General features: G+C 65.9%; 20 protein-coding genes and 2 pseudogenes. 14 read left to right on the forward strand and 8 right to left on the reverse strand.

Annotation, left to right across the window (positions count from 1 at the left end; all coding sequences use genetic code 11):
* The first annotated feature begins 525 nt into the window (after positions 1 to 525).
* The 6 genes and pseudogenes from ACI3KX_RS18340 to ACI3KX_RS18365 all read left to right on the forward strand — a co-directional run bounded on the left by ACI3KX_RS18340 (position 526) and on the right by ACI3KX_RS18365 (position 7,476).
* Positions 526 to 2,136 (forward strand): sugar transferase, encoded by a 1,611-nt coding sequence (locus ACI3KX_RS18340; protein ID WP_404910625.1) that lies wholly within the window; start codon positions 526 to 528, stop codon positions 2,134 to 2,136.
* Between the two features lie 31 nt (positions 2,137 to 2,167).
* Positions 2,168 to 3,274, forward strand: a complete 1,107-nt coding sequence (locus ACI3KX_RS18345; protein WP_404910626.1) for a glycosyltransferase — start codon at positions 2,168 to 2,170, stop codon at positions 3,272 to 3,274.
* Positions 3,275 to 3,732: 458 nt separating this feature from the next.
* Positions 3,733 to 4,224, forward strand: a pseudogene (locus ACI3KX_RS18350) (glycosyltransferase); the annotation flags it as partial.
* 630 nt (positions 4,225 to 4,854) lie between these two features.
* Positions 4,855 to 5,034 (forward strand): annotated as a pseudogene (locus tag ACI3KX_RS18355) (DapH/DapD/GlmU-related protein); the annotation flags it as partial.
* Positions 5,031 to 6,104 carry a glycosyltransferase family 4 protein gene (locus ACI3KX_RS18360; RefSeq protein ID WP_404910627.1) on the forward strand — a complete coding sequence of 358 codons (1,074 nt, stop codon included), beginning with the start codon at positions 5,031 to 5,033 and terminating at the stop codon, positions 6,102 to 6,104. The pseudogene ACI3KX_RS18355 and the gene ACI3KX_RS18360, both read left to right, overlap by 4 nt.
* Positions 6,085 to 7,476 carry a hypothetical protein gene (locus tag ACI3KX_RS18365; RefSeq protein WP_404910628.1) on the forward strand — a complete coding sequence of 464 codons (1,392 nt, stop codon included), beginning with the start codon at positions 6,085 to 6,087 and terminating at the stop codon, positions 7,474 to 7,476. Before ACI3KX_RS18360 ends, ACI3KX_RS18365 begins: the two co-directional genes overlap by 20 nt.
* A 328-nt stretch (positions 7,477 to 7,804) precedes the next feature.
* Here ACI3KX_RS18365 and ACI3KX_RS18370 read toward each other — a convergent pair whose 3' ends face one another.
* A complete protein-coding gene (locus ACI3KX_RS18370; protein WP_404910629.1) occupies positions 7,805 to 8,140 on the reverse strand; it encodes a hypothetical protein in 336 nt (111 codons plus the stop codon).
* Between the two features lie 121 nt (positions 8,141 to 8,261).
* On the opposite strand from ACI3KX_RS18370, the gene ACI3KX_RS18375 reads away from it, so the two are divergent.
* The gene (locus tag ACI3KX_RS18375) at positions 8,262 to 9,410 is read left to right on the forward strand and encodes an acyltransferase family protein (protein ID WP_404910630.1); all 1,149 of its coding nucleotides are present in this window, start codon (positions 8,262 to 8,264) and stop codon (positions 9,408 to 9,410) included.
* A gap of 500 nt (positions 9,411 to 9,910) precedes the next feature.
* Here ACI3KX_RS18375 and ACI3KX_RS18380 read toward each other — a convergent pair whose 3' ends face one another.
* Both ACI3KX_RS18380 and ACI3KX_RS18385 read right to left on the reverse strand, forming a co-directional pair.
* Complete coding sequence (locus ACI3KX_RS18380) at positions 9,911 to 10,219, reverse strand: hypothetical protein (RefSeq protein WP_404910631.1); 309 nt, start codon at positions 10,217 to 10,219, stop codon at positions 9,911 to 9,913.
* Between the two features lie 37 nt (positions 10,220 to 10,256).
* Positions 10,257 to 10,835 (reverse strand): hypothetical protein, encoded by a 579-nt coding sequence (locus ACI3KX_RS18385; RefSeq protein ID WP_404910632.1) that lies wholly within the window; start codon positions 10,833 to 10,835, stop codon positions 10,257 to 10,259.
* A gap of 140 nt (positions 10,836 to 10,975) precedes the next feature.
* Here ACI3KX_RS18385 and ACI3KX_RS18390 point away from each other — a divergent pair, with 140 nt between their 5' ends.
* Entirely contained in the window at positions 10,976 to 11,155 is a 180-nt protein-coding gene (locus tag ACI3KX_RS18390) for a hypothetical protein (protein WP_404910633.1), read from the forward strand.
* A 246-nt stretch (positions 11,156 to 11,401) separates the two neighbouring features.
* Here ACI3KX_RS18390 and ACI3KX_RS18395 read toward each other — a convergent pair whose 3' ends face one another.
* The 4 genes from ACI3KX_RS18395 to ACI3KX_RS18410 all read right to left on the reverse strand — a co-directional run bounded on the left by ACI3KX_RS18395 (position 11,402) and on the right by ACI3KX_RS18410 (position 15,932).
* Entirely contained in the window at positions 11,402 to 12,883 is a 1,482-nt protein-coding gene (locus tag ACI3KX_RS18395; protein WP_404910634.1) for a lipopolysaccharide biosynthesis protein, read from the reverse strand.
* 36 nt (positions 12,884 to 12,919) lie between these two features.
* On the reverse strand, positions 12,920 to 13,795 hold the full coding sequence (locus ACI3KX_RS18400; protein ID WP_404910635.1) for a glycosyltransferase family A protein: 876 nt from the start codon (positions 13,793 to 13,795) through the stop codon (positions 12,920 to 12,922).
* Complete coding sequence (locus ACI3KX_RS18405; RefSeq protein ID WP_404910636.1) at positions 13,795 to 14,844, reverse strand: polysaccharide pyruvyl transferase family protein; 1,050 nt, start codon at positions 14,842 to 14,844, stop codon at positions 13,795 to 13,797. The genes ACI3KX_RS18400 and ACI3KX_RS18405 overlap by 1 nt, the downstream gene beginning before the upstream one ends.
* 260 nt (positions 14,845 to 15,104) lie before the next feature.
* Positions 15,105 to 15,932 (reverse strand): polysaccharide pyruvyl transferase family protein, encoded by an 828-nt coding sequence (locus ACI3KX_RS18410; protein WP_404910637.1) that lies wholly within the window; start codon positions 15,930 to 15,932, stop codon positions 15,105 to 15,107.
* A gap of 140 nt (positions 15,933 to 16,072) precedes the next feature.
* On the opposite strand from ACI3KX_RS18410, the gene ACI3KX_RS18415 reads away from it, so the two are divergent.
* From ACI3KX_RS18415 to ACI3KX_RS18440, 6 genes are all read left to right on the forward strand, one after another.
* Entirely contained in the window at positions 16,073 to 17,065 is a 993-nt protein-coding gene (locus tag ACI3KX_RS18415; RefSeq protein WP_404910638.1) for a glycosyltransferase, read from the forward strand.
* A gap of 373 nt (positions 17,066 to 17,438) precedes the next feature.
* Complete coding sequence (locus ACI3KX_RS18420; protein WP_404910639.1) at positions 17,439 to 17,597, forward strand: hypothetical protein; 159 nt, start codon at positions 17,439 to 17,441, stop codon at positions 17,595 to 17,597.
* A gap of 154 nt (positions 17,598 to 17,751) precedes the next feature.
* A complete protein-coding gene (locus tag ACI3KX_RS18425; RefSeq protein WP_404910640.1) occupies positions 17,752 to 18,441 on the forward strand; it encodes a hypothetical protein in 690 nt (229 codons plus the stop codon).
* 22 nt (positions 18,442 to 18,463) lie between these two features.
* Complete coding sequence (locus ACI3KX_RS18430) at positions 18,464 to 19,513, forward strand: acyltransferase family protein (RefSeq protein WP_404910641.1); 1,050 nt, start codon at positions 18,464 to 18,466, stop codon at positions 19,511 to 19,513.
* Complete coding sequence (locus tag ACI3KX_RS18435; protein WP_404910642.1) at positions 19,510 to 20,790, forward strand: hypothetical protein; 1,281 nt, start codon at positions 19,510 to 19,512, stop codon at positions 20,788 to 20,790. Before ACI3KX_RS18430 ends, ACI3KX_RS18435 begins: the two co-directional genes overlap by 4 nt.
* Complete coding sequence (locus ACI3KX_RS18440; protein ID WP_404910643.1) at positions 20,787 to 22,361, forward strand: lipopolysaccharide biosynthesis protein; 1,575 nt, start codon at positions 20,787 to 20,789, stop codon at positions 22,359 to 22,361. The genes ACI3KX_RS18435 and ACI3KX_RS18440 overlap by 4 nt, the downstream gene beginning before the upstream one ends.
* A 475-nt stretch (positions 22,362 to 22,836) precedes the next feature.
* On the opposite strand, the gene ACI3KX_RS18445 is transcribed toward ACI3KX_RS18440, so the two are convergent.
* Positions 22,837 to 23,142, reverse strand: a complete 306-nt coding sequence (locus ACI3KX_RS18445; protein WP_404910644.1) for a GIY-YIG nuclease family protein — start codon at positions 23,140 to 23,142, stop codon at positions 22,837 to 22,839.
* Positions 23,143 to 23,413: the final 271 nt, after the last annotated feature.

Here is a 23,413-nt window from a genome sequence, read left to right on the forward strand (position 1 = left end):
GGTCGTTGAGCGAGCCTGCGAGTCGAAACGCGCCCAACCGTCGAGCCACCCCACCCGGTCGTTGAGCGAGCCTGCGAGTCGAAACGCGCCCAACCGTCGAGCCACCCCACCCGGTCGTTGAGCGAGCCTGCGAGTCGAAACGCGCCCAACCGTCGAGCCACCCCACCCGGTCGTTGAGCGAGCTTGCGAGTCGAAACGCAGAGCCGAAACGCCGGCGATTCACGTTTGATCACAAACGCGGGCGCGTAAATAACACACACCACCAACCCCGCGCAAATCGACAGACCGACGAGGCGCATAGTGACCAGCGCCGCGACGGTCACCCTCCCGCCTTGAGCGAACCCTGAGCCTGAACGCCACGCAGCGAAACATGGACATGAGCAGGATGAGAGGGCTCTAATAATGGAGTCGGCGTTCTCCCCTTCCCCATCGATGGGAATGCCGATTCCAACTATTCGGCCGAAACAAACACCTGATACCCTGCCCGTGGTGGCCGGGTAATCCACCACAAAGCGAGAAGACATAGTGACGTCGAATCCCCACATCGACGCGCCAACGGAGACGCCGCCCAACCCCCAGGCACGGGCAGCCGCGCCTTCATCGAGCCTCGGCGCCGCTGTTCCCCCAGTCGCAGAGCGAGGGACGAGCACTTCCTCGAGCGAGGAACCAGCGAGGAACGAGCGAGACGAAGCGCTCCGCCGCACCCCGTGGCGCCGCGACTACGCCGCCCGCCTCTGGTTCAGCGACCTCTTCGTCCTCATCTGGGCGGTGTACGGCACCCAGCTCCTGTGGTTCGGGTGGGGCAACGCCCAGGTCGCGATCCGTGAGGACTCACGCTTCAACGAGTTTTCTTACTGGGCCTTCTCAGCGGTTCTCGTGATCGCCTGGATGTGGGCTCTGTCCCTCATCGACTCTCGCGACCACCGCATCATCGGCGCGGGTCCAACCGAGTACGTACGCGTAGCGCGAGCAAGCTTCACGTTCTTCGGCGCCATCGCAATCCTTGCTTTCCTCTTCCGGGTTGACGTCGCCCGCGGATATCTCCTGATCACGCTGCCGCTCGGCATTTTCGTGCTTCTGCTCGAGCGCTGGCTCTGGCGCCAGTGGCTCATCGCGCAGCGTTTGGTCGGGCAATACTCGGCGAGGGTCCTCCTCGTCGGGTCGGAGGACTCGGTCGCTGCGGTCGCGCGCGAACTCCACCGCTCGCCTACCGCGGGGTACCGGGTGGTCGGCGCGTGTGTACCCTCCGGCAAGATCGCCGACTCGATTCCCGGCACGTCGGTGCCGGTGATGGGCAGCGTCGACAACGTCGAACTCGCCATCGCCGCCACAGGCGCCGACACCGTCGCTGTGACGAGCACTGACGACCTGCCGACGATGAAGGTCAAGCAGATCTCGTGGGCGCTAGAGGCCGGCCGACAGCACCTGGTGCTGGCGCCGAGTATCGCCGACATCGCCGGTCCACGCATTCACACCCGTCCGGTCGCCGGACTACCGCTGATCCACGTTGAGACTCCGAAGTTCAGCCGTGGCCAGCGCATCGCAAAGCGCACGATGGATCTTCTGATCTCTGTCGTGGGAGTGCTCCTCATCAGCCCGCTGCTCGCCTTCCTGGCGATCAGCGTCCGGCTGACGTCTGAAGGGCCGGTCCTCTTCCGTCAGGAGCGAATCGGCCTGAAGGGCCGGGAGTTCGAGATGCTCAAGTTCCGCTCGATGGTCGTCAACGCCGAGGAACTCCTCGCCGATCTCCGCGAGAAGCAGAACTCCGGCAACGAGGTCCTCTTCAAGATGGCCGATGACCCGCGCGTGACGCAGGTCGGCAAGTTCATGCGTAAGTACAGCCTGGATGAACTCCCCCAGTTGTTCAACGTCATCGCAGGCAGCATGTCACTCGTCGGTCCGCGACCTCCGCTTTCCAGCGAAGTCGCGCAGTACGCCGAGCACGTTCACCGACGCTTTCTCATGAAGCCGGGCATAACGGGCGCGTGGCAAGTCGGAGGGCGTTCGACCCTCTCGTGGGAGGACTCCGTACGGCTCGATCTCGCCTACGTCGAGAACTGGTCGCTCCTGGGGGACGTCGTCATCTTGACGAAAACCGCGCGTGCTGCCTTGAGCCCCGGCGAATCCGCCCATTGACCACCGCACGACTCTAGAAGAGAGCTGACCTTTGCCCTCAGTTGCGATCATCGGCACCCGCGGATACCCCAGCTACTACGGCGGCTTCGAAACTGCCGTGCGAAAGCTCGCCCCCTATCTCGCCGACCACGGTTGGGACGTGACTGTCTACAGTCGGCCGGGCGCGACGCGACCGGACGATCCTGACCGCGACCATCGCGTGCGCGTAATCGAGACCACTGGGTTCGAGAAGAAATCGCTCAGCACGTTGACCTTCGGGTACTCCGCCACCCGGCACTGCATCAAGGAACGTCCAGACGTGGCGCTGGTCATGAACGTCGCGAACGGCTATTGGCTGCCCCTCCTCAAGCGGGCCGGCATTCCTACGCTCGTGAACGTCGACGGCATCGAGTGGGACCGCGCAAAGTGGGGACGGTTTGCGAAATGGGTGTTCCACACAGGCGCGAAGTGGACGGCGCGGCACGGGACTCGGATGGTCTACGATTCACGGGCGATCGCGCTGAGGTGGAAGAACGAGTTCGGCCTGGAGGGGGATTTCATCCCCTACGGTGGCGATCCGGTCTATGGTGATCTGCCGGTCGAACCAGGGCTCACGCACCGTGGATATGCACTGGTCGTAGCCCGCTTCGTTCCGGAGAACTCCATCCCGGAGTTCTTCGATGCCGCCGCCGAGATCGCAGAGCAGAACGATGTCGTGATCGTGGGTACTGGGGCCTACGGTGGCGAGCTCGATCGTCGGGCGCAGGAACTCACGCAGTCCTCGCCCCGCATTCGATGGCTCGGACACGTCAGCGATGATCGGCGTCTACTCGGTCTCTGGCAGCACGCCGGCGCCTACTTCCACGGCCACAGCGTGGGTGGCACCAATCCGGCGCTCGTCCAAGCCATGGCTGCTGGTGCTCCCATCGTGGCGCGAGACACTGTGTACAACCGAGAGGTGCTGGGTCCCACCGGGATATTCAGCAGCGCTCATCCCGCTGAGATCGCTAGGAACGTACGGGAGCTGCTCGCGAACACGGAGGCTCAGGAGGCATCCGCTCGCGACAACATCGAGCGAGCCTCGACGGAATACTCCTGGGCGGCCGTGTGCGGACGATACGAGGCATCGCTGCAGGCGCGGATCGGCGTTTTCACATGACCCGCGGCCTGCGAGTCCTCTTCGATGGCTACTGGCTCAGAGACGGTCCGCCCTCCGGTCGGAACGTCACCTCGGCTCTCATCTCCGCATGGGCACGTGTATTTCCTGATGACGAGATCACCGTGCGTGCAGCGAGTCGGTTGGAGACAGCCGAGCTGCCTCCGACGATCCGGAGCGAGGTGCGCACGACAAGACTGGGAGTTCACGGCCTCTGGGTCATGACCCGATTGACCCGCAGCTCTGACCGGTTCGACGCAGTGATCTCGCAGAACTTCGTGCCGCTGCGGCGGCGGAAGGCCGTAGCGGCGACCTTCTTCCACGACGCTCTGTACCGGGATCACCCTGCGTGGTTCACACTCGCCGAGAGGATCTATCTTGGTGTCGCGGAGCGCACTCTGCCGCACGCCGATGTCGTCTTGACGTCCTCCCACGCGGAAGCGGAGCGAATCACGCGGCTCATGCCCCGGCTGCGCAAGAAGGTGCGCCCCGTAGGTCTCGGGGTTCCCTACGGGCTGGCTCACGCCTCCCCACGCCCGCCCAGTGGCCTCGACAGCACCCCGTATGTTCTTGCGGTAGGACGGCTGAACGTCAGAAAGAACTTGCAGAGGCTCATCGAGGCCTTCACGTCGTCGACCGCGCTCACCGGCCACCGGCTGCTCATCGTGGGTGCCGCCGACGGCCGAGCCGGCGCGACCGGCGCTCGGCACGACCGCGTGACCTTTCTCGGATCGGTCGACGACGGCGAACTCGCATACCTGTATCAGCACTGCTCGCTGTTCGTCTTCCCGTCTCTTGATGAGGGATTCGGCCTCCCTCTCATCGAGGCCGAGCATTTCGGCGCACCGGCAGTCGCGAGCCGGATTCCTCCGTTCCTCGAGATCGGTACCGCGAGGGAGTACTTCGATCCCGAGAATCCGCGCGCCATTGCTCACGCGATGGAGAAAGCCCTCGCGTCAGAGCCAGCGGACCGTCCTGCTCCGCCTCAACCGGACACGCGCTGGGACGACGCAGTGCGATCGATCCGCAGTGAGTTGGTCGCCAGTCCGGCCCCCTCGCTCGGGGGCTCCAAGTTGCGTCAGATGCTGGATCGGCGATACGCAGCCGCACGGGGTCTTGATTCGGGCTTCGATCGGGAACTCCCTTTGACGACAATCCTCGGGTTCGTGCTCGAGAAGGCCGCCAATCGAGCCGTTGCGGTGCTTCGGCGACACCCTGGCGCTTTCATCTCGCCTTCGGCGCGGGTCCGCGGGCGGTCCATGCTGAAAGTCGGGGCCGGGACATCGATCGCTCGTGCGGTCCTCATAGATGCGCGCGCCCGTGACGGGATCGTCCTCGGGGACGCGGTCACAGTTGACGAGAGGGCGACCCTGAGAGCTTCGGGTGTGCTGCGCAATCTCGGTGAAGGCATCGTCGTCGGAGACCGCACAGCCATTGGTCTCGGCAACTTCGTCCATGGCGGCGGCGGCGTGAGAATCGGCAACGACTGTCTCCTCGGCCCCTATGTCTCCGTCTTCTCGGAGAACCACATCGCCGATGACCCCACAAGACCCATACGCGATCAGGGCGAACGGCGCCGCTCCGTGGTCATCGACGACGACGTGTGGATCGGGGCGGGGGCGACTGTACTGAGCGGCGTGCGCATCGGTCGGGGCGCCATAGTGGCGGCTGGTGCAGTGGTCACATCGGACGTCGCTCCGATGACGATCGTCGGCGGCGTACCTGCGCAGCTCATCAAGCATAGAGAAGGAGTGACTCCGTGACCGGGCGAGCGGTGACCTTCGTGACGGGCAGCCGAGTCATCTGGGGCGCCGAGTTGAGCCTGCTGTCGCTCGCGAAGAACTTCCCCGAGCCCCCGGACCTGATCACATCGAATCCGGCTTTGGCGACGGCGTGGCTGTCATCCGTTGAACGCCCCGCAACGCTGGTCTCGGCGCGCGCCGGACGTCTCACACGCAACGCTGGATTCTTCCGGCCGATCATGAGGGCCGCCAAGACGGCAGACGTCATCGTCGTCTTCGACTTCTACCTCTTGCCCACGGTGCTCTTGCTGAAATCGGTCCTGCGTGCCAGATCGACACGCGTCGTCGTCGACGTCCATGATTCGCAGAATCGAAACCCTCGGCGCCGCATCTACTTCGACATGATGCGAGTATGCGACTTGGCGATCACCGTCAGCGATTTCATTCTCCGCCAACTGCCCCATGGCCCCTCCGCACGTAAGCGAATCTATCGACCAGTCACGCTCGCACCCCGCGACGAAGCCTCTCCGGCTGCTCCGTCGCTAGACGCCCGTGGCGAGGGGCCGCGCGTTGGCCTTGTCGGACAGATCTCGCCCGACAAGAACCTGGAGGTCGCCCTCCGGGCAATCGCGCAGGCAGGTGCACCGGTTCGGGTCGTCATGAGAGGAGCGACGACGGAAGAGAATCGCGGCTACCATTCGGAGATCGTCGATCTCGCGCGAGAACTTTTCGGCGAAGACTTCTCCGACGAGGGACGCGTGCCGCAGAACGCCACGATGGAAAACCTCGACATTCTGGTCCTCACCAACGACAACGAGCCGTTCGGCCGCGTTGCCGCTGAAGCGCAATTGGCTGGTGTCCTCGCGGTTGGGCCGGAGGCAGGCGGAATCGGCGAAATCCTCACCGATGGCGAGACGGGATTCACATACTGTGTCGACGACAAAGGCTCGCTTGCGGACGCAATTCGACGTGCCATTCAGGAGTGCTCCTCGGGAACGGGCGTCGTAGAGCGCGCAAGGCAGAACGCGCTCGGTTCCTTCGATCCCGCACGCCAATCCAGAGAGTACTTCGATGCGCTCCAGCGCGCGTGACTCGCGCCAGCAGCCCACGCGCGCGGCGAGATTCTGGTTCATATGCGCGTTCGTTCTGATGATGATCCCGTCGGTGCGGTTCAATGTCGGCCCGTTCACTCTCCTGCCGGAGCACCTCGCGATCCCCATCCTGCTCCTGGTCTGGATGGGGAATCGCCCTCGCGCCAACGTGCGGCCGCGCTCTGCACCGTGGACTGTCGCATGGCTGGCCGCCACCATTCTTTGGTGGTTGTTCACCCTCGTTGCGAGCGCGTTCGTCGCACCCAGTGCCATGGAGAGTCTGCGGTTACTCATCTGGATCTGCGCCAACGTGTTGGCGTGCGCCCTCGTGTTTGCCCTCAGGGCCATGGTCGAGTCGGTCATACGTCCCCTGGTCGCCGCTGTCACCATCGCCATGCTGGTCTCACTTTTCGGTTGGGTGGCAGCCCAGATCAGCGGCACGGCCAACGACTTCGTCGAGTCTGACTACGCGACCGCCCTCTTCCGGTTGGAGGGGCTGTTCGATGAACCGAACCTGTATGCGGCATTCCTCACCCTCACTGCATGCGCGATCTACGTGTGGCGTGCCGCGATGTCCGCCGGGCTGCTGTGGGTATTCCTCCTCGTAGGAAGCGTCTCCGTGTACCTGACCTTCACGCGAGTCGCATGGGTGCTCTGGGCAGCGGTCACGGCCGCATTCGCCATCCGCCAATTTGGGCGAAGCAAGGGCGTACTCGTCGCGATCCCGCTGATGGCAGCGCTGGTGATACTCGCGCTCGGGGCAACCCCTTCTACCCGCACCGCAGGAAGCGACCCACTTCTCAGCGCAACGATAGGGCGGTTGTCGGCCCTGTTCGATCTGGACCGAGGCACGGGGTTGACGAGGTCTCTGACCATCGACAGCGCGCTCCAAGACCTAACAATGCACGGGGCCTGGCTCACCGGGTTCGGCTTCAACGGCTACTCGCAAATGCACGACGCAGGAGTCACGTCCTATGCAGCGGCATATCTGCCGACCCTCTGGGTGGCCATCTTCTACGACGGCGGCATCTTGGCGGGCGTCTTCTTCATCCTCGCGGTGGCGATCTTCTGGTTCGCCACCGCGCGAGTCGGCTCATCCCTGTTCGTGATCTCATTCGCCCTGCTGGCGGCTGCGACCAACAACATATGGTTCGCGTTCCCGTGGGTCTTGGGCGCCATCATCGCCGGCCGAGCGTCCATACCGCAAAGAACCGCGGCATCACTGGACACGGCGATCTCGGTACCGAGACCCTTCTTGAGCGCCGCCACGAGCACAGCGGCGTCTGCCGGCAAAGCGGTGATCGGGTACTCGCCACCAGGTGCGACAGTCTCCGCGGTCGCACCCGACGAGGTTGCCTCGTCCGGCACGTAAGCGACAGCGCCGCCGACCAGCGTGGACCGCCCGCGCAGCAGGTAGTGCGCCAGGAAGTTGTGGCCGGCGAGGATCTCCGAGTATCGCTGCGCGATGAGCTGGCGGCGACTTCAGAGCGAGTGCCTGGAAAGTCGCGCTGTTGAGCGTGGACCCGGGAATGGGACCGGCACCCTTGGGCCGGGCTCCTTTCCCACCTCACAGTGGGCCGGCGAGTTGCGGCGGGCACCATCTACCGTTCGGACGTGGCCAAGATCATCGGGTACACCGAGATCCTGACGGGCGCGCAGCTCAACACCATCCGCGCCGCCCTGCAAGCCAACTGCGCGCTCTACTGACACGTCAGACTCACAACAGAACGCCTGCCACCCCTCAGACGGGGATGGGTGACGACCTCGATGGCTCGGTCTATGACGTCGAGCAGCCGTTCCGTGCGGTCCGACAGGAGCGTCTCGGTGTTCATCTGCCAGAGGAACGCGTCGGCGTCGGACGGCGTGGGCTCGCTCGGCCGGTTCGCGTGGTTCTCAGCGACCTCTTGCCGGAGCTTCGAGAGCGCTTCGCGGGTCGGGCGCTGCTCTGCGATGAGTACGAGCGACACGTCGTCGCTGGGGAACACCCCGGTCTGGCCGCGCTGGAGGGCGAGCCGCAGTGATGTCGTGGCCGTCATCGCGCCAGGCCACTGGAGCGCGAGAGCATCCTGCACGCGATGCCTTCAGGCTGGTGAGGGGCGTTTTCGTGTTTTCGTCTTGTAACCCGCGCGTCACGGCATGTCTGGCAAGCTTCTGTTCGTGACTGCCTTGCCGACACCTCGACCGAAGTTCGAGTTCGCCGACGGTCTCCGGGCGGTGGCCGCTCTCACCGTCGCCGTCTACCACGCGACGACGTTCACCGGTTACCTTGGCGATGTGAAGGCCGACCTGCCGCTCGTGGGCCGTCTGGTCGAGATCGGGGACTACGCCGTCCCGGTGTTCATCGTGCTCTCCGGGTTCGTGCTGATGCTTCCCGTCGCGCGGACCGATGACCTCGAGCTCCGCGGCGGATTCGGGCGGTACATCGGACGCCGGGCGAAGCGCATCCTCCCGCCCTACTACGCCGCGCTGGCGATCTTCCTCGTGATGATCTGGACCATCCCCGTGCTGAACGAGGAGTCGGGCACCGCGTGGGACAACAAGATCCCGGTCACCGTCGGCGGGCTCATCTCGCACCTACTCGTCGTCCACAACCTCTCGCCCGAGTGGATTTACCAGATCGACGGCCCGGCATGGTCGATCGCGACGGAGTGGCAGATCTACTTCCTGATGCCGCTCGTCCTTCTGCCCCTCTGGCGTCGCCTCGGCCCGTGGTGGACGACCGGCATCGCGATCGTGCTCGGCGTCCTGCTGACACGGTACGTGCCCAACGTCGCCGCCGCGCACTTCTGGCTGATCGGACTGTTCGGGATGGGAATGCTCGCCGCCTTCCTCGCCGTCCGTCGCACCCGGATCAAGGCCGGGTGGCCGGCGCTGATCCTCTTCGCGATCGCCGTCGGCTGGCTGTACATAGACCCGGTGAGCGCGGAGGAGAAGAACATGTACTCCGAGTCGCTGATCGGTGCGGCGATCGCGCTCGGGCTGCTGTGGCTCTCGGCCGCGTCGCTCGACGGCCGTCGCACGTGGTTGCACCGCGCCCTCGAGACGCGATTCCTCGTGTGGGTTGGCCTCTGGTCGTACAGCCTCTACCTGATCCACTCGCCACTTCTCGCGCTCGGCAACCTGCTGCTACTCCCGCTCGGGCTTCCGACATGGCTGCAACTGGTCCTCATGCTCGCCCTGGTGCTCCCGATAGCGGCGGCCCTCGCATACGTGTTCCACCGGCTCGTCGAACGCCACTTCGTCACCAGCCACCAGAAGGCCGAGTTCAGGGCCCGCGGGTTCCGGCTCGGGCGGTCCGCCGACTAGGGCTGCCGCCGGCGGCGTATCCGGGTCCGTGCTGGACGACTTCGGGTTCGCCACGATGGCCGCACTGCCAGCACAACAACGACGGAGGCTATGTCAGTCGAAACCCTCAGTCTCTCGGCGTCGAGTCACGACGAGAAGCACTGAGCGGTCGGCTCTTCAGGATGGTGCGGCTCACACCGATCGCTCGGGAGACGACCGATGATACCAGCGCCCGGACTCGTGAAGTGGGCCGCTCGCCCTCATCCCCATCGAGGAAGCTCATCTGTGATTCTGGATGATCATTGAGCCACCGCATAGCCGCTTGTGTGGCGGATTCGCCGCGGAAGACGCCGAAATCCTCCACACCTTCTCGTCCAGCGATCCTGATCGTTCGAACAACGTCATGCTTCATGGTGTCCCCAGTCCCCCATGCGGCCACTGATGCAGATGGACCCCAAGTCCCATCACTCGTCGCCGTCTCACGTTAGCTGTCCCCCTTTCTGGGGACAAGGGGTATGTCGTCAGGCTTCCCGATGAGTCACCGCGTCCCTCCACACGACGGTGTCGATCGCGCCGCCGGGCCCGCCCCATGCGATGACGACGACGCGGTCGTTCCAGCCCTTGGCGAACGCGGGGATCCGTTCGGCGGGCCGGTCGGGCCAGGACACCCGCGCCCACACGGGGGGGCGCTGCCCGACTATCGGCACCCACTCAAGCTGGTGAGGACCGTACGCGGCCGCCGGCAGCGTCGTCGGCCGCGACGGTGCGCCTGCGATGCGCTTGTCGTTGAGGGCGTCGTAGTGCGCCTCGTAGCGACGGTTCTTCGTCAAGGGCGGCCGGGATCATTCCTCCGGCCGAGGGTAAGAGCTACACGCTCACCACCGACATCAACGGCGGCCGTGTCACTGCCGGAGTGCTCTGTCGAGCATGTCCATCGTGGGCTCGTTGAACACGCCCGACCGCGGACGCCGAAACCGGCCTCTCGATGCTCAGCGGGTCGGGCGCCCCCTCGAGGAGAGGTGATGTGCTGGCGACGGGCGCGGGGATCGTGAAGTACACGACCCGCTCTGTACCATCGGGCATCTCGACATTCCAGCCAGAACGACTGAGATGATCAGCGATGAACATGCCCGTCGTGCCTGGAGGTGCCGCGGCCAGCAGATCGCGGGTATTGAGTTCCCAGGCATGAAGGGTGTTCTGGGCGCCGCCGTGATGGCCTTGCTTTTCGATCTTGCTGCGCAGGTCGTGACAGAAACGCGCAGTTGGATCGGCGCGGAGACCGGCCTGGATGGGGGCGTAACAGGCGTTGAAGTCGGCTACGCGTGACCTCAGGTTCTGGAGCACGAATGTCAGGGACCGGCCATTCGAAACCCCGTTGTAAGGGCCCGCGAGGTTCCGCTCATCGCCGATCAGAAAGTCTCGCTCGCCCTGGAGCGCAGGCTCCAACACCAGCTTCGCTCACGCAAGGACCTCGTCGACGCTTCGACGCTGGAGTCCCGATACCGCCCCGGTCGTCTGAACCCCCAAGTTCTTCGAGTCGCGCGTCGACCTAGCCCCCGCATGTCAGTGTGCCGTACGGTCCCCACATGTGGAATCTGGGGGATTCGTTCCTGCCGGCGTTCTGGCAGGGCATCGGCATGATGTTGGGTGGGCTGTGGCAGGGGATGCTCGAGAGCCCGTGGCTATTCGCCTTGCTCGCGTTCATCATCGTCGGCGGGCTCTACCTGGAGCTCGCTCCCCGACGCCGACGCCGGCGCTCCCGGTGACTCAAGGTCGCGGTCCCACCCGCTGACCTCGTGCGGCACGCCGCGAACGCGGCGCCGTACTCGCCCGGCTGTATGTCGTGCCGCTCGCGGTACTCGTCGAACGACATGGTGAGCTGCAGCTCGATGAGCAGCTCCTCGCAACCGTCGGGCGCCCGTCGCGAAGTCGCGCTGCACCACCGTCCCGACTAGGCCGTGTCGCGAAGGCAGAATGCCGTGCTCGCCGCGGCGAGCCGATGGCGGCAGCTCCTACTCTGCGGCACGGCCCCTGCGGCGGACGTCGGTGATGACCCGAGCGATCAACGCCCGACTTTCGGTTCCCGCGATCAGCCACAAGACGCCCGCGTAGCCGACGAGCGACAAGCCTGCGAGCGGTAGGGCGAAGGTCCAGAGCGCGTGGTCGGAGTTCGCCCATGGCGTCAGTTGGAGCAGGGCGCACAGAACGATGAACGGCGATATCGCTGCGATGGCCCTCCCTATCTGCAAGAGGTACTTGCCGATCGCGACTCCCGCCAGGCGGTGCAGAACGACAAGGCGCGCCGGCCAGGTGACGAACCGGGCAAGCCGCGAGAACGCGACACCGAGAACGCCAAAAGGAATGAAAACGAAGACGAGCACGATGGAAACAGCGTTCTGGACGACGGCGAGTATCAGCGCAGCTCGAGTGTGCTCCGTCGCGATGAGAACGTTGCGGTCGAAATACATGACCGCGCCGAGGGCCCAGCCCGGAGCCAATATCCACAGGATCGGAACGGCCTGCTCCCATCCGGGACCAAACACACCATTGACGATCTGCTCCGCGAATACTGCGACTAGTCCGAAGACTGGCACGCTGACAGCTGAGGCAGCGAACGTCAGCTGGCGGAAGATGCGATCGACACGCTGACGATCATCCTGAACCCGCGAAAACGTGGTCAATGACACTCGCGACATGACTGACGTGACGAGCTCGATGAGGATCGTCCCCACGCGTTGCGCAAGAAAGTAGTAACCGAGCGTTGTCGGGTCGAAGAAAGCCCCGACGACGAGCTTGTCGATATTCGCCTGGATGGCGTCGAGCAAGTCGATGCCCAGGATGGCGCCGCCGACCGACCAGAGTCCCCTGAGCGACGTCCAGGAGAACTCGAGGCTGGGGCGCCATGAGGTCGATGCCCAGAGCGCGATCGTCGCGCACAAAGCGCCTATGACCGTCTGCGCCACCAACGCCCACACGCCGAAGCCGAGGAGGGCCAGGGGAATTGCCACCAAGGCCCCGCCGACGGTCCCGATGAGCTGCCGGATGGACAGCGGCTTGAAGTCGAGGTCGCGCTCAAGCATGGCCGCCGGCGTCTGGGAGAGAGCGAGCAACGGGAGAGAAAGGCTGAGCGCCTGTATCACAGGCGCCAACTGCGGCTCCCCGAGCAGTGCCGCGATGAACGGCGCACACAGGGCTAGTCCACCCGCGAGAACCACCGACATGGCCACTGACGCCCAGAAGGCGGTGGACACATCCAGATGTACCAGCGACTTTCGTTGCACGAGTGCCCTGCTGAACCCGCTGTCGACAAAGACCTGGACGAGCGCGACGACGGCTGTCGCCATCGAGATGAGACCGAAGTCGGTGGGTCCCAGCACCCGCGACAGGATTGCGAGAACTCCCAGGGAGAGGAGCCGCGATGCCCAACGTTCGGCGACGACCCAACTGATCGACGCAGTCGCTCGGCGGCGGAGGCCGTCGTCATCCACCGACATGAGATCTCTCCCCGAACAAGCGGAGAATTCCGCTCATCAACTCGGCCGCGCGAACGATCTGAACAGTCGAGCAGCCACGGACAGAGCCTTGGCTTGAACCGTTTCCACCAGGGCGACCGGACCGAACGCCGACCACGCCGTCCATACGGGCCCTTGCCCGTAGGGCACACCGAACTCTTGACGGAATCTTCTCGACGACGGGAAGGCGAGACCGCGCAAGGACTTGCCCGAGTGATTCTCACCCGTGTCGACGTGGTAAACCGCACCCCTGAACGGAAGGATCTCGAGCTCACGCCCGCGCGCACGGTGCCACTCGACCGCCCCGCGGTGAGCACCCATGATGTTGGTGAGGACGTCGCCGAACGCCGCGATCAGTTCGTCCTGTGACGCATCCACCCGGATGTCGGCGCTCACCTGATACGCCTCGTATGGGACGACGAAGGACGTGCCACACGTGCGGTTGAAGTGGCTCACCGGGCGGTAGACATTACGCGCCCGCGAGAACATCCATCCGTCGCTGATGACCCATCCAGGCGAGGACGGATCTGTCTTCACGTGCGCGGCGAGGCGCCTGCTTACGAAGTCGTCGGCGTCGAAGATCATCACCTGATCGGGCCGGAAACGACGCGCCGCAATCAACCCTGCCGCGATCTTCGTGCCCTTGTCGCGCACGAACGCATCGCGAGGCGCGTGAAGCTCCCCAAAAGTGACCGGCGGGGGGAAATCGACCGCGACGAAGTGGACTTGGGGAGGAAGCGTGAAGCTCGGGCGCTGATTTCCAACGACGATAACGACGTAGTCATCGTCAGTCTGCGAGCAGACTGACCGAAGCGTCTGCTCCAGCAGTGACTCCACCCGTGAATAGTCGGCGGAGTTGGCGGGGTGTCGCAGCGACGTGACGAACGCAAGCATCAGGCGACCAATGACGCAGCGAGGCCCCGTGCGGTATCCAGGTCAGCGGCGTATCTCGCAGTGGAGAACTGTCCCGTGTACTCCTGGAAGATGCCGCTCACCTTTCCGTAGCTGTTGTCGAGTACAACGTGCGGCTTACCGAGGAGCGCCGCCAGAACATGGGCGTGAAGCCGGTCGGTCACAATCACGCGCGCATGGGAGTAGAGGTCGACCGCACCGGAGACATTGGCGGAGTTCGTTCGAGCGAGTGCCCACGTGCCGAACTTGTCCGGCAGGTTCACGGGAAGATACGGAAGCTTACGACGCGCGCGGGCGTAGAAGCGATGCACTCTGGTCAGGCTCCGTGCGCCGTGCCAGGCCACACTTGACATGCCTCGTGGCCCCCAATCCGTGACCGTCAAATCCTGGCCCACGATCCAGTCCTCGTCGACTGAGTCGAGAGAACTCGATGCTTCCACGTCCGCGCGAGCGATCGCCAGCAAGCCACGCTCATCTCGATCGGGGATTTTCGACGGGGTCCACCCGAGGGCCATGTCGTAACAGAACTCCACTGCCACGTTCGGCAGAGACTGCTGAGCCCGCCCGAGGGACTGAGACTCGCGAACCAAAACTGTGAGGTCCGGATGGCGTCCGAGAACATCATCGGCGAGCTTGGCACGCTGCGCGTCCTCAAAGTGGATCGACTGCGGCAATTGCACGATCTTGTAATCCGGGAAATCGGTGGCGACGATCTCCCTCAGAATCTGGTGTCCGATCCACAGATCGCCGAAGTTGCCGCCGCCGTGAAGAAGGATGACGCCCTTTGGCATCGCCTTGCGCAAAGCCCTCGCGTCATATGACCACAAGTCCGCGACATATTCGATCTTCAGCCCAAGGGAGCGCAGGTACTCGAGTTCGCCGAGCCAGATCAAGGCGTCCCCGACGTTTCGCTGATTCGGGGCATCCACGATCGCGACAGCGGTCGCATCCCCGATCACCTTGCGCAGGACCTCTCGCGTGGCGTCCTGGATCCCACCGAGGTAGCTGCGATCAGCGTCGTTCAAGGTCAATTGTTCTCCTAGCGATTCGGAGCAGTTCGCATCAGCGATCCGCGTTGCGGATCACCGAGCCTGCGCCATCGTCGCCACAAGAGGCCCGGAAACACTCTAGGGCAATCCCGTTGCGGCGACATCTCGAGCGGTTGGTCGATTTGGGGACAGGTCTGGGTTCTTATTCTGGGCCGGTCGCCTGGACGATACGAGAACATTGGTCGCCTGCCCTCAGCGGCTCGCCGGGGTCGCCGCCGGCCGGTGAGGCTAAGCTGAGCGGCTCAGCCCCGAGCTCTTTCCGGCTGCGGGACCCAAATGTCGCGCGGGAATGCGGTCACAAGCGGCTCGGAGTCCCACTGCAGCGGCTCCAGACGGTGCCGGAGCGCCTCTGACACGTCGTCGCTCACGTGCCCAAGGCGTCGACCAGTGCCCTCGAGATAGTCCTGGTACTTGAAGAGACTCTCCTTCGTCGGGCGCACGAGCGACACCGGCACGCCGAGAGCATCGGCGATCACGAGACCGTGCAGTGAGGACGATATGACAAGTCGGCTCTGCCCGATCGCCTCGAACACACGGCGCGGGTCGGTCGTCGGACTGAGAAAGCCCGGGAGTCTTCTCCACGCGGGAGCATCATGGAGGTTGGGCAGATGCGTCACCGCGATACGCGGAGTTTCGGATCTGCGGACGCCGAGGAGCGCGGGGGCAAGGAGTCCTGGATCACCGAAGATCTCGGGAACTTCGATACCGCGGGCTTGTAGAAACTCCGCCGTCAGTGGTCCTCGAACAGCGCGCACGTCCAGTCGATTCGCGCGGAAATCCGTCGTCGGGACCTTTCCGTTGACGCCTGACCCCCAGACGACATCGCTGTCCGCGGCGAAATGGAGGATCGACCCCACCGTCAACAGCCGCGGCGACCCGGGTGGCGCGAACGAGTCGGGCGCGAGGCGATCGACGACTTCTGGGCCGAGCAGGTCCCCGAAGTTGCCGACAGGGCGGCGAAGCGGTACGAGCCTCCCCAGGCGACCGCGAACGACGGGCCGCTTCGGGTTCCAGTGAAACACCTCAACTCCACGAACAGCAGTCAATGTCATCCTTCGCGTCAGGGTCACTGCGGCCGCTTCGAAGTATATGTGCGACGGTTGGATCGTTCGCTGCCGGGGTCATGCCGGGTGAGTTTGCAATCTCGCAGCGACCCAACCACGCTGGACAAGAATCGTGCCGCGGATGACGAGGAGATACCTTGACAAGAGTGACGGTCCTCCAGAGCGTCGTGAAGCCGAACTCGCGAACTAATCCGTTCGCTGAACTGCTCGTCGCCAACCTCCCCACGTACGTCGAATCCGAGTGGTTCAGCTGGCGCACGGCGTTGTTCGGGAAGTTCGACGTTCTGCACTTTCAGTGGCCCGAGAATCTTGTCCGAGCGCCCAACCCAGCTAAGGCCGTGCTGAAGAGAGCCGCTCTCCGACACGTGCTTCGCCGTGCCCGCCGAATGCGCGCCAAGACGATCGTCACAATCCACAATCTCGCTCCGCACGAATCGATGTCACGGGCGGAAGGCAGCACACTCGACCGGGTCTACCGCTCAGCGGCCGCTTTCGTTGCCTTGAATGACACCGATTCGCTGTCGGCCTATCCCATCAAACCGATGCACGTCATACCCCACGGCGACTACCGACAGAAGTACCAGCGGCGTGCCGAGACCGCGCGTGTCGATGGGCGCCTGATGTACTTCGGCGCCATTCGGGAGTATAAAAATGTGCCGGGCTTGGTCAATGCCTTCAGGGCAGCCTCAACCGCTGACTCATCCTTGTCACTCGTGATCGCAGGCAAGCCTTGGGACGAAATGACGCGACGCGCGATCGAGGAGTCTGCAGCGGCGGCCCCCGTGACCCTGATGCTGAAGGAACTTGAGGAGGAGGACCTGATCAAGGTCGTCTCCACCGCACAGATCGTGGTGCTGCCATACAGCCAGCTCTACAACTCGGGGTCGATCTTCCTCGCACTGACCTTGGGAGTTCCGGTCCTGGTACCACGGACACCGTCGACCGAGAGCCTTCGGCTCGAGCTGGGAGACCGGTGGGTAATGCTGTTCGACGGTGAGTTGACTGCCGAGCACCTCAGCGGCGCAATTGGACGGACCCTCTCGGCGCCGCCAGTCAGCTCCTTGGATCTGTCGAAGCGGGACTGGGCGCACATCGGGGCCGAATACGGCCACCTATATCTCTCAGTGGCCGGGAACTGAGTCAAATCATCGCCTGCCACGAGCCCCGGGGACGTTCTGACTCCAAGGTTCGATGTGATCGCGCGACTGCTTAGAACCGTCGTGAGATCTACGCGCAACGGTTACTGCTTTGCGAGTCCTGCCATCATCGGGCCACCAGTACAACTGGTGGGACATCCGGATCGAAGGAGTTGTAACCGAGGCGAAGGTGTGGTTCTGCCGCCCAAGCACATCGACCGCGACCGCACGGCGCAACTTAGGCGTCGCGCACCCGCGCCGACACGGGCGACGCCTCGCCACGCGGTACGCGCGCTCCCATTGGCGGCGAAGGCGAGCGCCTAAGCTTGATGGGCACTCCCACCTCGCCCATTCGCCCCGGAGCCTCGCCCCCACCGTGATCCGAGTCATCGTCACCGTTGTCCTCGCGCTCGTCGCGCTCGCTGCCACAGCCGCTGTCACGCTCTACGCGCTCCTCGTCATCGACTCGCGGAAGTCCGTGCGCCACTACTACGGCGACACCCCGGCATCCCAAACTCCTGAACACGGGGCTTAACCGAGACGAAACGCGACAGTAACCCCCCGCCCGGAGGATCACCGTAGCGTGGCACCTAGATGGGGCACTGCCGCCCGGAGCCGGAAGGGAACGGCCCCGGGCGTTCTCTTTTGGGCTTGGGGAGCACATGTACAGAGGCAGACGAGTCACAATCATGGCGGCCGCGATCACTCTCGGCCTCGGCGGAGGGGCACTCGCTGCGGTCGCGGCATCGGCCGACACCAGCGCGATCATCGGCGAGGCGAGCGTGGTGCTCGACTTCACGACGCCGGGCGAAGTGGACATCTCGGTGTACACCCGCAACCTGTCGTCCGTCCCCGCGTGGGGCGCCGCAACCGTCAACGGTCCCGACGGCGAGGTGTACACGTGGGGCCCGAGCCGCTACGAGGCTGGCGAGGTGCGCACCTACGACGCGACCGTGACCGGCCACACCTGCGACGACCTCCACAATACGTCCGCGGTCGCCTACGGCTACGCCAGCCCTGACGACGCCGAGCCGTCGTGGACCACCGGACTCGTCACCTACCCGAGCCCGCTCGTCACCGTCATCGGCTGCGCCGTCACGCCGACGCCGACGCCGACGCCCACTCCGACTCCCACGCCCACCCCGACGGCGACGCCGACGCCCACCGCGACGGCGACACCGACTCCCACTCCGACGACACCTGTGTCGACGGCCTCGGCGACGCCTGTGCCGTCGACAGCCACGACCCCCGCGTCAGCCGCTGCAGACGACGACCTTGCAGCCACCGGCGCCGCCGTCGGCTGGACCGTCGCCGCGACCGTCGCCGCCGTGGCGGCCATCACCGGCGGCATCGCGCTGAGCCGGCGCCGGAGAACCTGAGCACGCCGAAGCTCGGAGACAGATGGCAGCGGTCGAGAAGTCGCGCATCGAATGGATGGACGTCCTGCGAGGGACGTCGATCATCCTCGTGGTGTTCAACCACGCCGTGCTCTTCGCGAGCTCCTCCCCTCTCGGCGCACCCGAGGTCGCATGGGTGCTCAACACCGTCTTCTCCCCCGTGCGCATGCCGCTGATGGTGTTCCTCTCGGGACTGCTCGTCAGCGCCTCACTCGCCCGCGGCCCGCGCGCCTACATCACCGGCAAGGTGCGCCGCGTGCTGTACCCGTACCTCGTGTGGTCAGTCATCGCGCTCGCGCTGCTGTACGGGTTCGGCATCCGTGAAGGGATCATCGGCGGCGTCACCGCGCACGTCGTCACCCCATGGGACCTGCTGCTGCCGCTGTACGACCCGGTCGAGCACCTGTGGTTCCTGTACGACCTGTTCCTCTTCTATATGGTCGCGCTCGTCACGCCCCGCGTGCCGCCGCTGTGGATCGCCGCCGGCGCGCTCGTCGCCGCCGCGCTCGTGCCCGACTTCGGTGCCCGGCGCTTCTTCCTGCTGCTGGTGTTCTTCATGATCGGCGTGTGGTTCTCGCAGCACGTCGGCGCCCTCGAGCGCACCCTCGCGCGCCGCTGGGTCATCTGGGGCTGCGCGGCACTCGCCCTCGCCACCGTCGCCGCCGCGGCCGTGGGCGTCGGTCTGCGGTACACCGCCCTGTCGGCGCCGTTCGCCGCCGGCGGCATCGGCATCGCGATCGTGATCGCGCGCCGCATCGGATCGGCACGGATGCTGCGACCGCTGCGCGCCGTCGGGCGCGACTCGCTGGTGTACTACATCGTGCACTGGTGGCCGGCGAGCGCCGGCGTCGCCCTCGGCGCCCTCACCGGGAACGCCTGGATCGCGCTCGCCGTCGGCTTCGTGTTCGGACTCGGCGCGGGCGTCGTCATGGTGCGACTGCTGCGCGTGCTGCCCGCTCTCGACCTGCTGTTCGCGTGGCCCGCCCGCCGCGCGGGTGCCGCCGCCTCGTCCTCCGGTTCGCTGTCCACTTCCGACGGAAGGTCTCCACGATGAACAACAACCCGCTCAGCCGCCGATCCTTCGTCCGCCTGCTCGCCGTCGCCGCGCCCGCGGCGGCCACCGCCATGTGCGCACCCGCCCAGACCGCGGCGTCGCCGTCGGCGACGGCATCCGTCCCCTCCGCCTCTTCGGTTCCGACCGCCGCGCCCGCGGCCATCGTCGGGACTGCCCGCCCCGCGGTGGTCCGCTCGTTCGGCCCCAACGGCACCCACTGGCCCGCCCACACGCCCTGGATCAAAGACACCGTCACGACGACGGTCGAGGTCGCCTGCACGTGGGCGGCCATCCGCACCGCACTCCTGGCGGTCACCGCATCGAAGGCCGCCGCCGGCGTGCACATCAAGGTGCGGCCTGGCACCCTGCCCGGCCTGGGTGCGTCGTCGGGGTCGAAGGCGGTGCTGCAAGGCCTGGGCAGCGCCCAGTGGAGCAAGAACGTGCTCGTCTCGCCGCGCGACGGCTGGGGCTCGGTCATCATCACCGAGCCGGCGCGCCTGCGCGAGGTGTACGGCGTCACGTTCGCCCGCATCAACGGCGTCGACGTGCTGATGACCAACTGCACGCGCAGCGCCTGGGCGCAGTCGACCATGTCGGAAGGCCTCAGCATGGCCTCGTCGTACGGGGCCACCACCCGCGAATGCGGCGCCTACGAGATCGTCATGAGCAACGCGAAGGCCGACATCTCGGACCCACTCGGTTATGCCGCGGGCGCCGACTGCGTACTCACCGACAGCGTGTGGGACGGATGCTACTCGGCACCGGTGTTCCGCCCCACCGGCGCCAGCGACCACGTCGACACGATCCAGATGTACGGATCGGGCTGGTACCGCGGGCTCACCGTGCGCGACACGACCTTCTTCGGCTCGCTCAACTGCGCCCTCCAGATCGGCGGCATGCGCAGCGACGACCCGAACAAGGGCACGCCGTTCCTGACGCTCGACCACAGCATCATCACGTCGCAGGCCACCGCCATCCGCGCCCGCTACCCCAAGCCCGCCAACGCCGACGCCCCGAAGCTCGCACAGGCCCTCAATGGGATCGGCGAGGACTTCCAGCTCTATGCCAAGGACTCGTACATCTTCGGCTCGATGTACCGCAGCAAGTGGGGCGGCGTCTCGAACACCAAGGTCTCTTACGCGGAGGCGACCACGCGCAACCCTGTCGCATCGGGCCGCTGGACCTACGACAGCTCGATGGACTCGTGGGGTGCCAGCCAGTTCGACGCCCTGGTGCCCACCCCCACCGACGCGTACCTGAAGTCGATCTGGACATGACCGACCTGGCTCACCGCGCGTCGCGCGGCATCGTCGTGACCATGGGCGGGATGTGGGGCAAGACCCTCATCCAGATGGCCGCGATCATGCTGCTCGGGCGCCTGCTGAGCCCCGAAGACTTCGGTCTCGTCGCGATGGTCACGGCGATCTCGGGAATCATCGACCTCGTCCGCGACTTCGGCCTCACCGGTGCGATCATCCAGGCGCGCGAGATCTCGGAGCGCGCCTGGCGGAGCCTCTTCTGGCTCGCACTGGCGCTGGGCGTGGTGCTGGGCGGCATCCTCGCGGCGTGCGCCCCCCTCATCGCGAACCTCTACGACGAGCCCCAGCTCGTGCTCATCACGCTCGTGATCGCGCCGAGCCTCATTGTCAACGGGCTCACCATGCCGCTGCAGGCCCGCGCGACCCGCGAGCTGAAGTTCGCGCTGCTGGCCCGCATCGACGTGGTCTCGATGGTGGGCGGCGTAGCGGCAGCGATCACCGCGGGTCTGCTCGGGTGGGGGTACTGGGCGCTCATCGTCATGGTCGGCACCGGACTGGTCGTGCGGCTCGTGATGCTGTGGCTCGCGATCCGGCCCCGGCCCGGCTGGCCGCGCATCCACCGCGACGTGGTGCCCCTCGTCACGCGCGGCGGGAGCATCTTCGGCGCCGAGCTGCTCAACTACGTCGAGCGCAACGCCGACACCGTGATCATCGGCCAACAGCTCGGCCCCGCCGTGCTCGGCCAGTACTCGCGCGCGTACGCGCTGTTCCTCATGCCGCTGCAGCAGCTGAACGGGCCGATCGGCCGAGTCGCGCTGCCCGTCCTCAGCAAGCTGCAGGACGACGGCGACCGCTACCGCCGCTACATCCGCGGCGCCCTCCTCGTGATCGGCTATCTCACGTTGCCCACCTACGCGATCCTCGCGACGGTGTCGGAGCCCCTGTTCGCCATCCTCCTCGGCCCTGGATGGGAGCAGGCCGCCGTGCTGTTCAGCATCCTCGCCATCGCGGGCATCGCCCAAGGCATCGGCAAGGTGCGCGGCTGGCTGTTCATCACCATGGGCCGCTCGCACCAGCAACTTCTCTACGACCTCGTCGCGCGGCCCCTCGTGGTCGTCGGGTTCTTCGTCGGCATCTGGTGGGGCGGGATCTACGGGCTCGCCCTGACCTACGGCATCCTGTCGGCCCTGCTCCTGATCCCGGGCTTCGCGTTCGCGATCCGCGGCACCTTCGTGCGCGGCAGCGACATCTTCTACCCCGTGCTGCGCCCGCTGCTGTTCGCGCTGCTCGCGTTCGGCTCGGCGTTCGCCGCGACGCGGGCCGTCGACCTCATCGCGATCCTCGAGATTCTGGTGGGTGGGTTTGCGGGCGCACTGGTGCTCGGGCCGCTGCTGCTGATCCCCGCCTACCGGCGCGACGTGGCGCAGATCATGGGCTTCGTGAAGCAGATGCGCAAGCCGAAGGACCGCGCCGCCGCGCCGGAAGCTGCGGCCGAGGCGTACGAGGATGTGCTGCTGGAAGACGCCGCCACCCCGGGGGACGTGCTCGACGCCGAGATCGCGAAGAAGCAGCTCGAGCAGAACCGCTGACGTCGGCGCGAGGCGCCGTCTCCCCGGTCGTTGACGGGGCGAGGGATGGGCGAGTGGGACGCGGCTGACGCTTCCGAACACTCGGCGCGTTTCGACTGCGGGCGCTAGAGCGCCCTCCGCTCAACGACCGGTGCGGGGCGGCCCCGGTCGTTGAGCGAGCGAGGGATGGGCGAGTGGGGACGCGGCCGACGCTTCCGAACACTCGGCGCGTTTCGACTGCGGGCGCTAGAGCGCCCTCCGCTCAACGACCGGTGCGGGGCGGGGCGTTTCGACTGCGGGCGGCAGAGCGCCCTCCGCTCAACGACCGGGGTCACGCCCCCGGTCGTTGAGCGAGTGAGGAACGAGCGAGTCGAAACGCGGCTCACCCTCCCGCACACTCGGCGCGTTTCGACTGCGGGCGCTAGAGCGCCCTCCGCTCAACGACCGGTGCGGGCGGCGGGGGCGTTTCGACTGCGGGCGCTAGAGCGCCCTCCGCTCAACGACCGGGGGGCGGCGGGGGCGGAGGGGAGCCGCGCTTGCTCCAGCCGATCACAGCGTCGAGGCCTCCGGCCATGAACGCCTCACGCTTTTCGTGGCTCCACCCCTGAATCCGCTTCTCCCACGCGAAGGCGTCGGCGATGCGCTCGTACTCCCCCGACCACGCGAGCTCCACCGGCAGCCGCCGTCGCGTGTATGCCGACCCCATGCCGGCGTTGTGCGTCTCGAGGCGCCGGGTGAGGTCGACGGTGCTGCCGACGTAGAAGGTGCCGTCGGCGCAACGCAGAATGTAGACGTAAGCCATGAGGTCATCCTGCTTGCGGCGCGCACGCCGTACGATGAGGGGCGGGTGCTCCGTGGACAGGGCGCCCGCGGGGGTCCATGTGGAGGAGTCGAGCGGGGCCCGACGCCACGGCACACCCGACGCGTTTCGACTGCGGGCGCTGGGGCGCCCTCCGCTCAACGACCGGGGGCGGGGTCAGTTGCGCAGGGTCAGCGAGATCGTTGGGCTGTAACCGGTGTTGCCCGCGGCATCCACCGCCCGCGCATGCACGGGGTAGGTCGCGTTCGGGTAG

Source organism: Microbacterium sp. ZW CA_36, from assembly GCF_044987475.1.
In the GTDB taxonomy this organism is placed as follows: Bacteria; Actinomycetota; Actinomycetes; order Actinomycetales; family Microbacteriaceae; genus Microbacterium.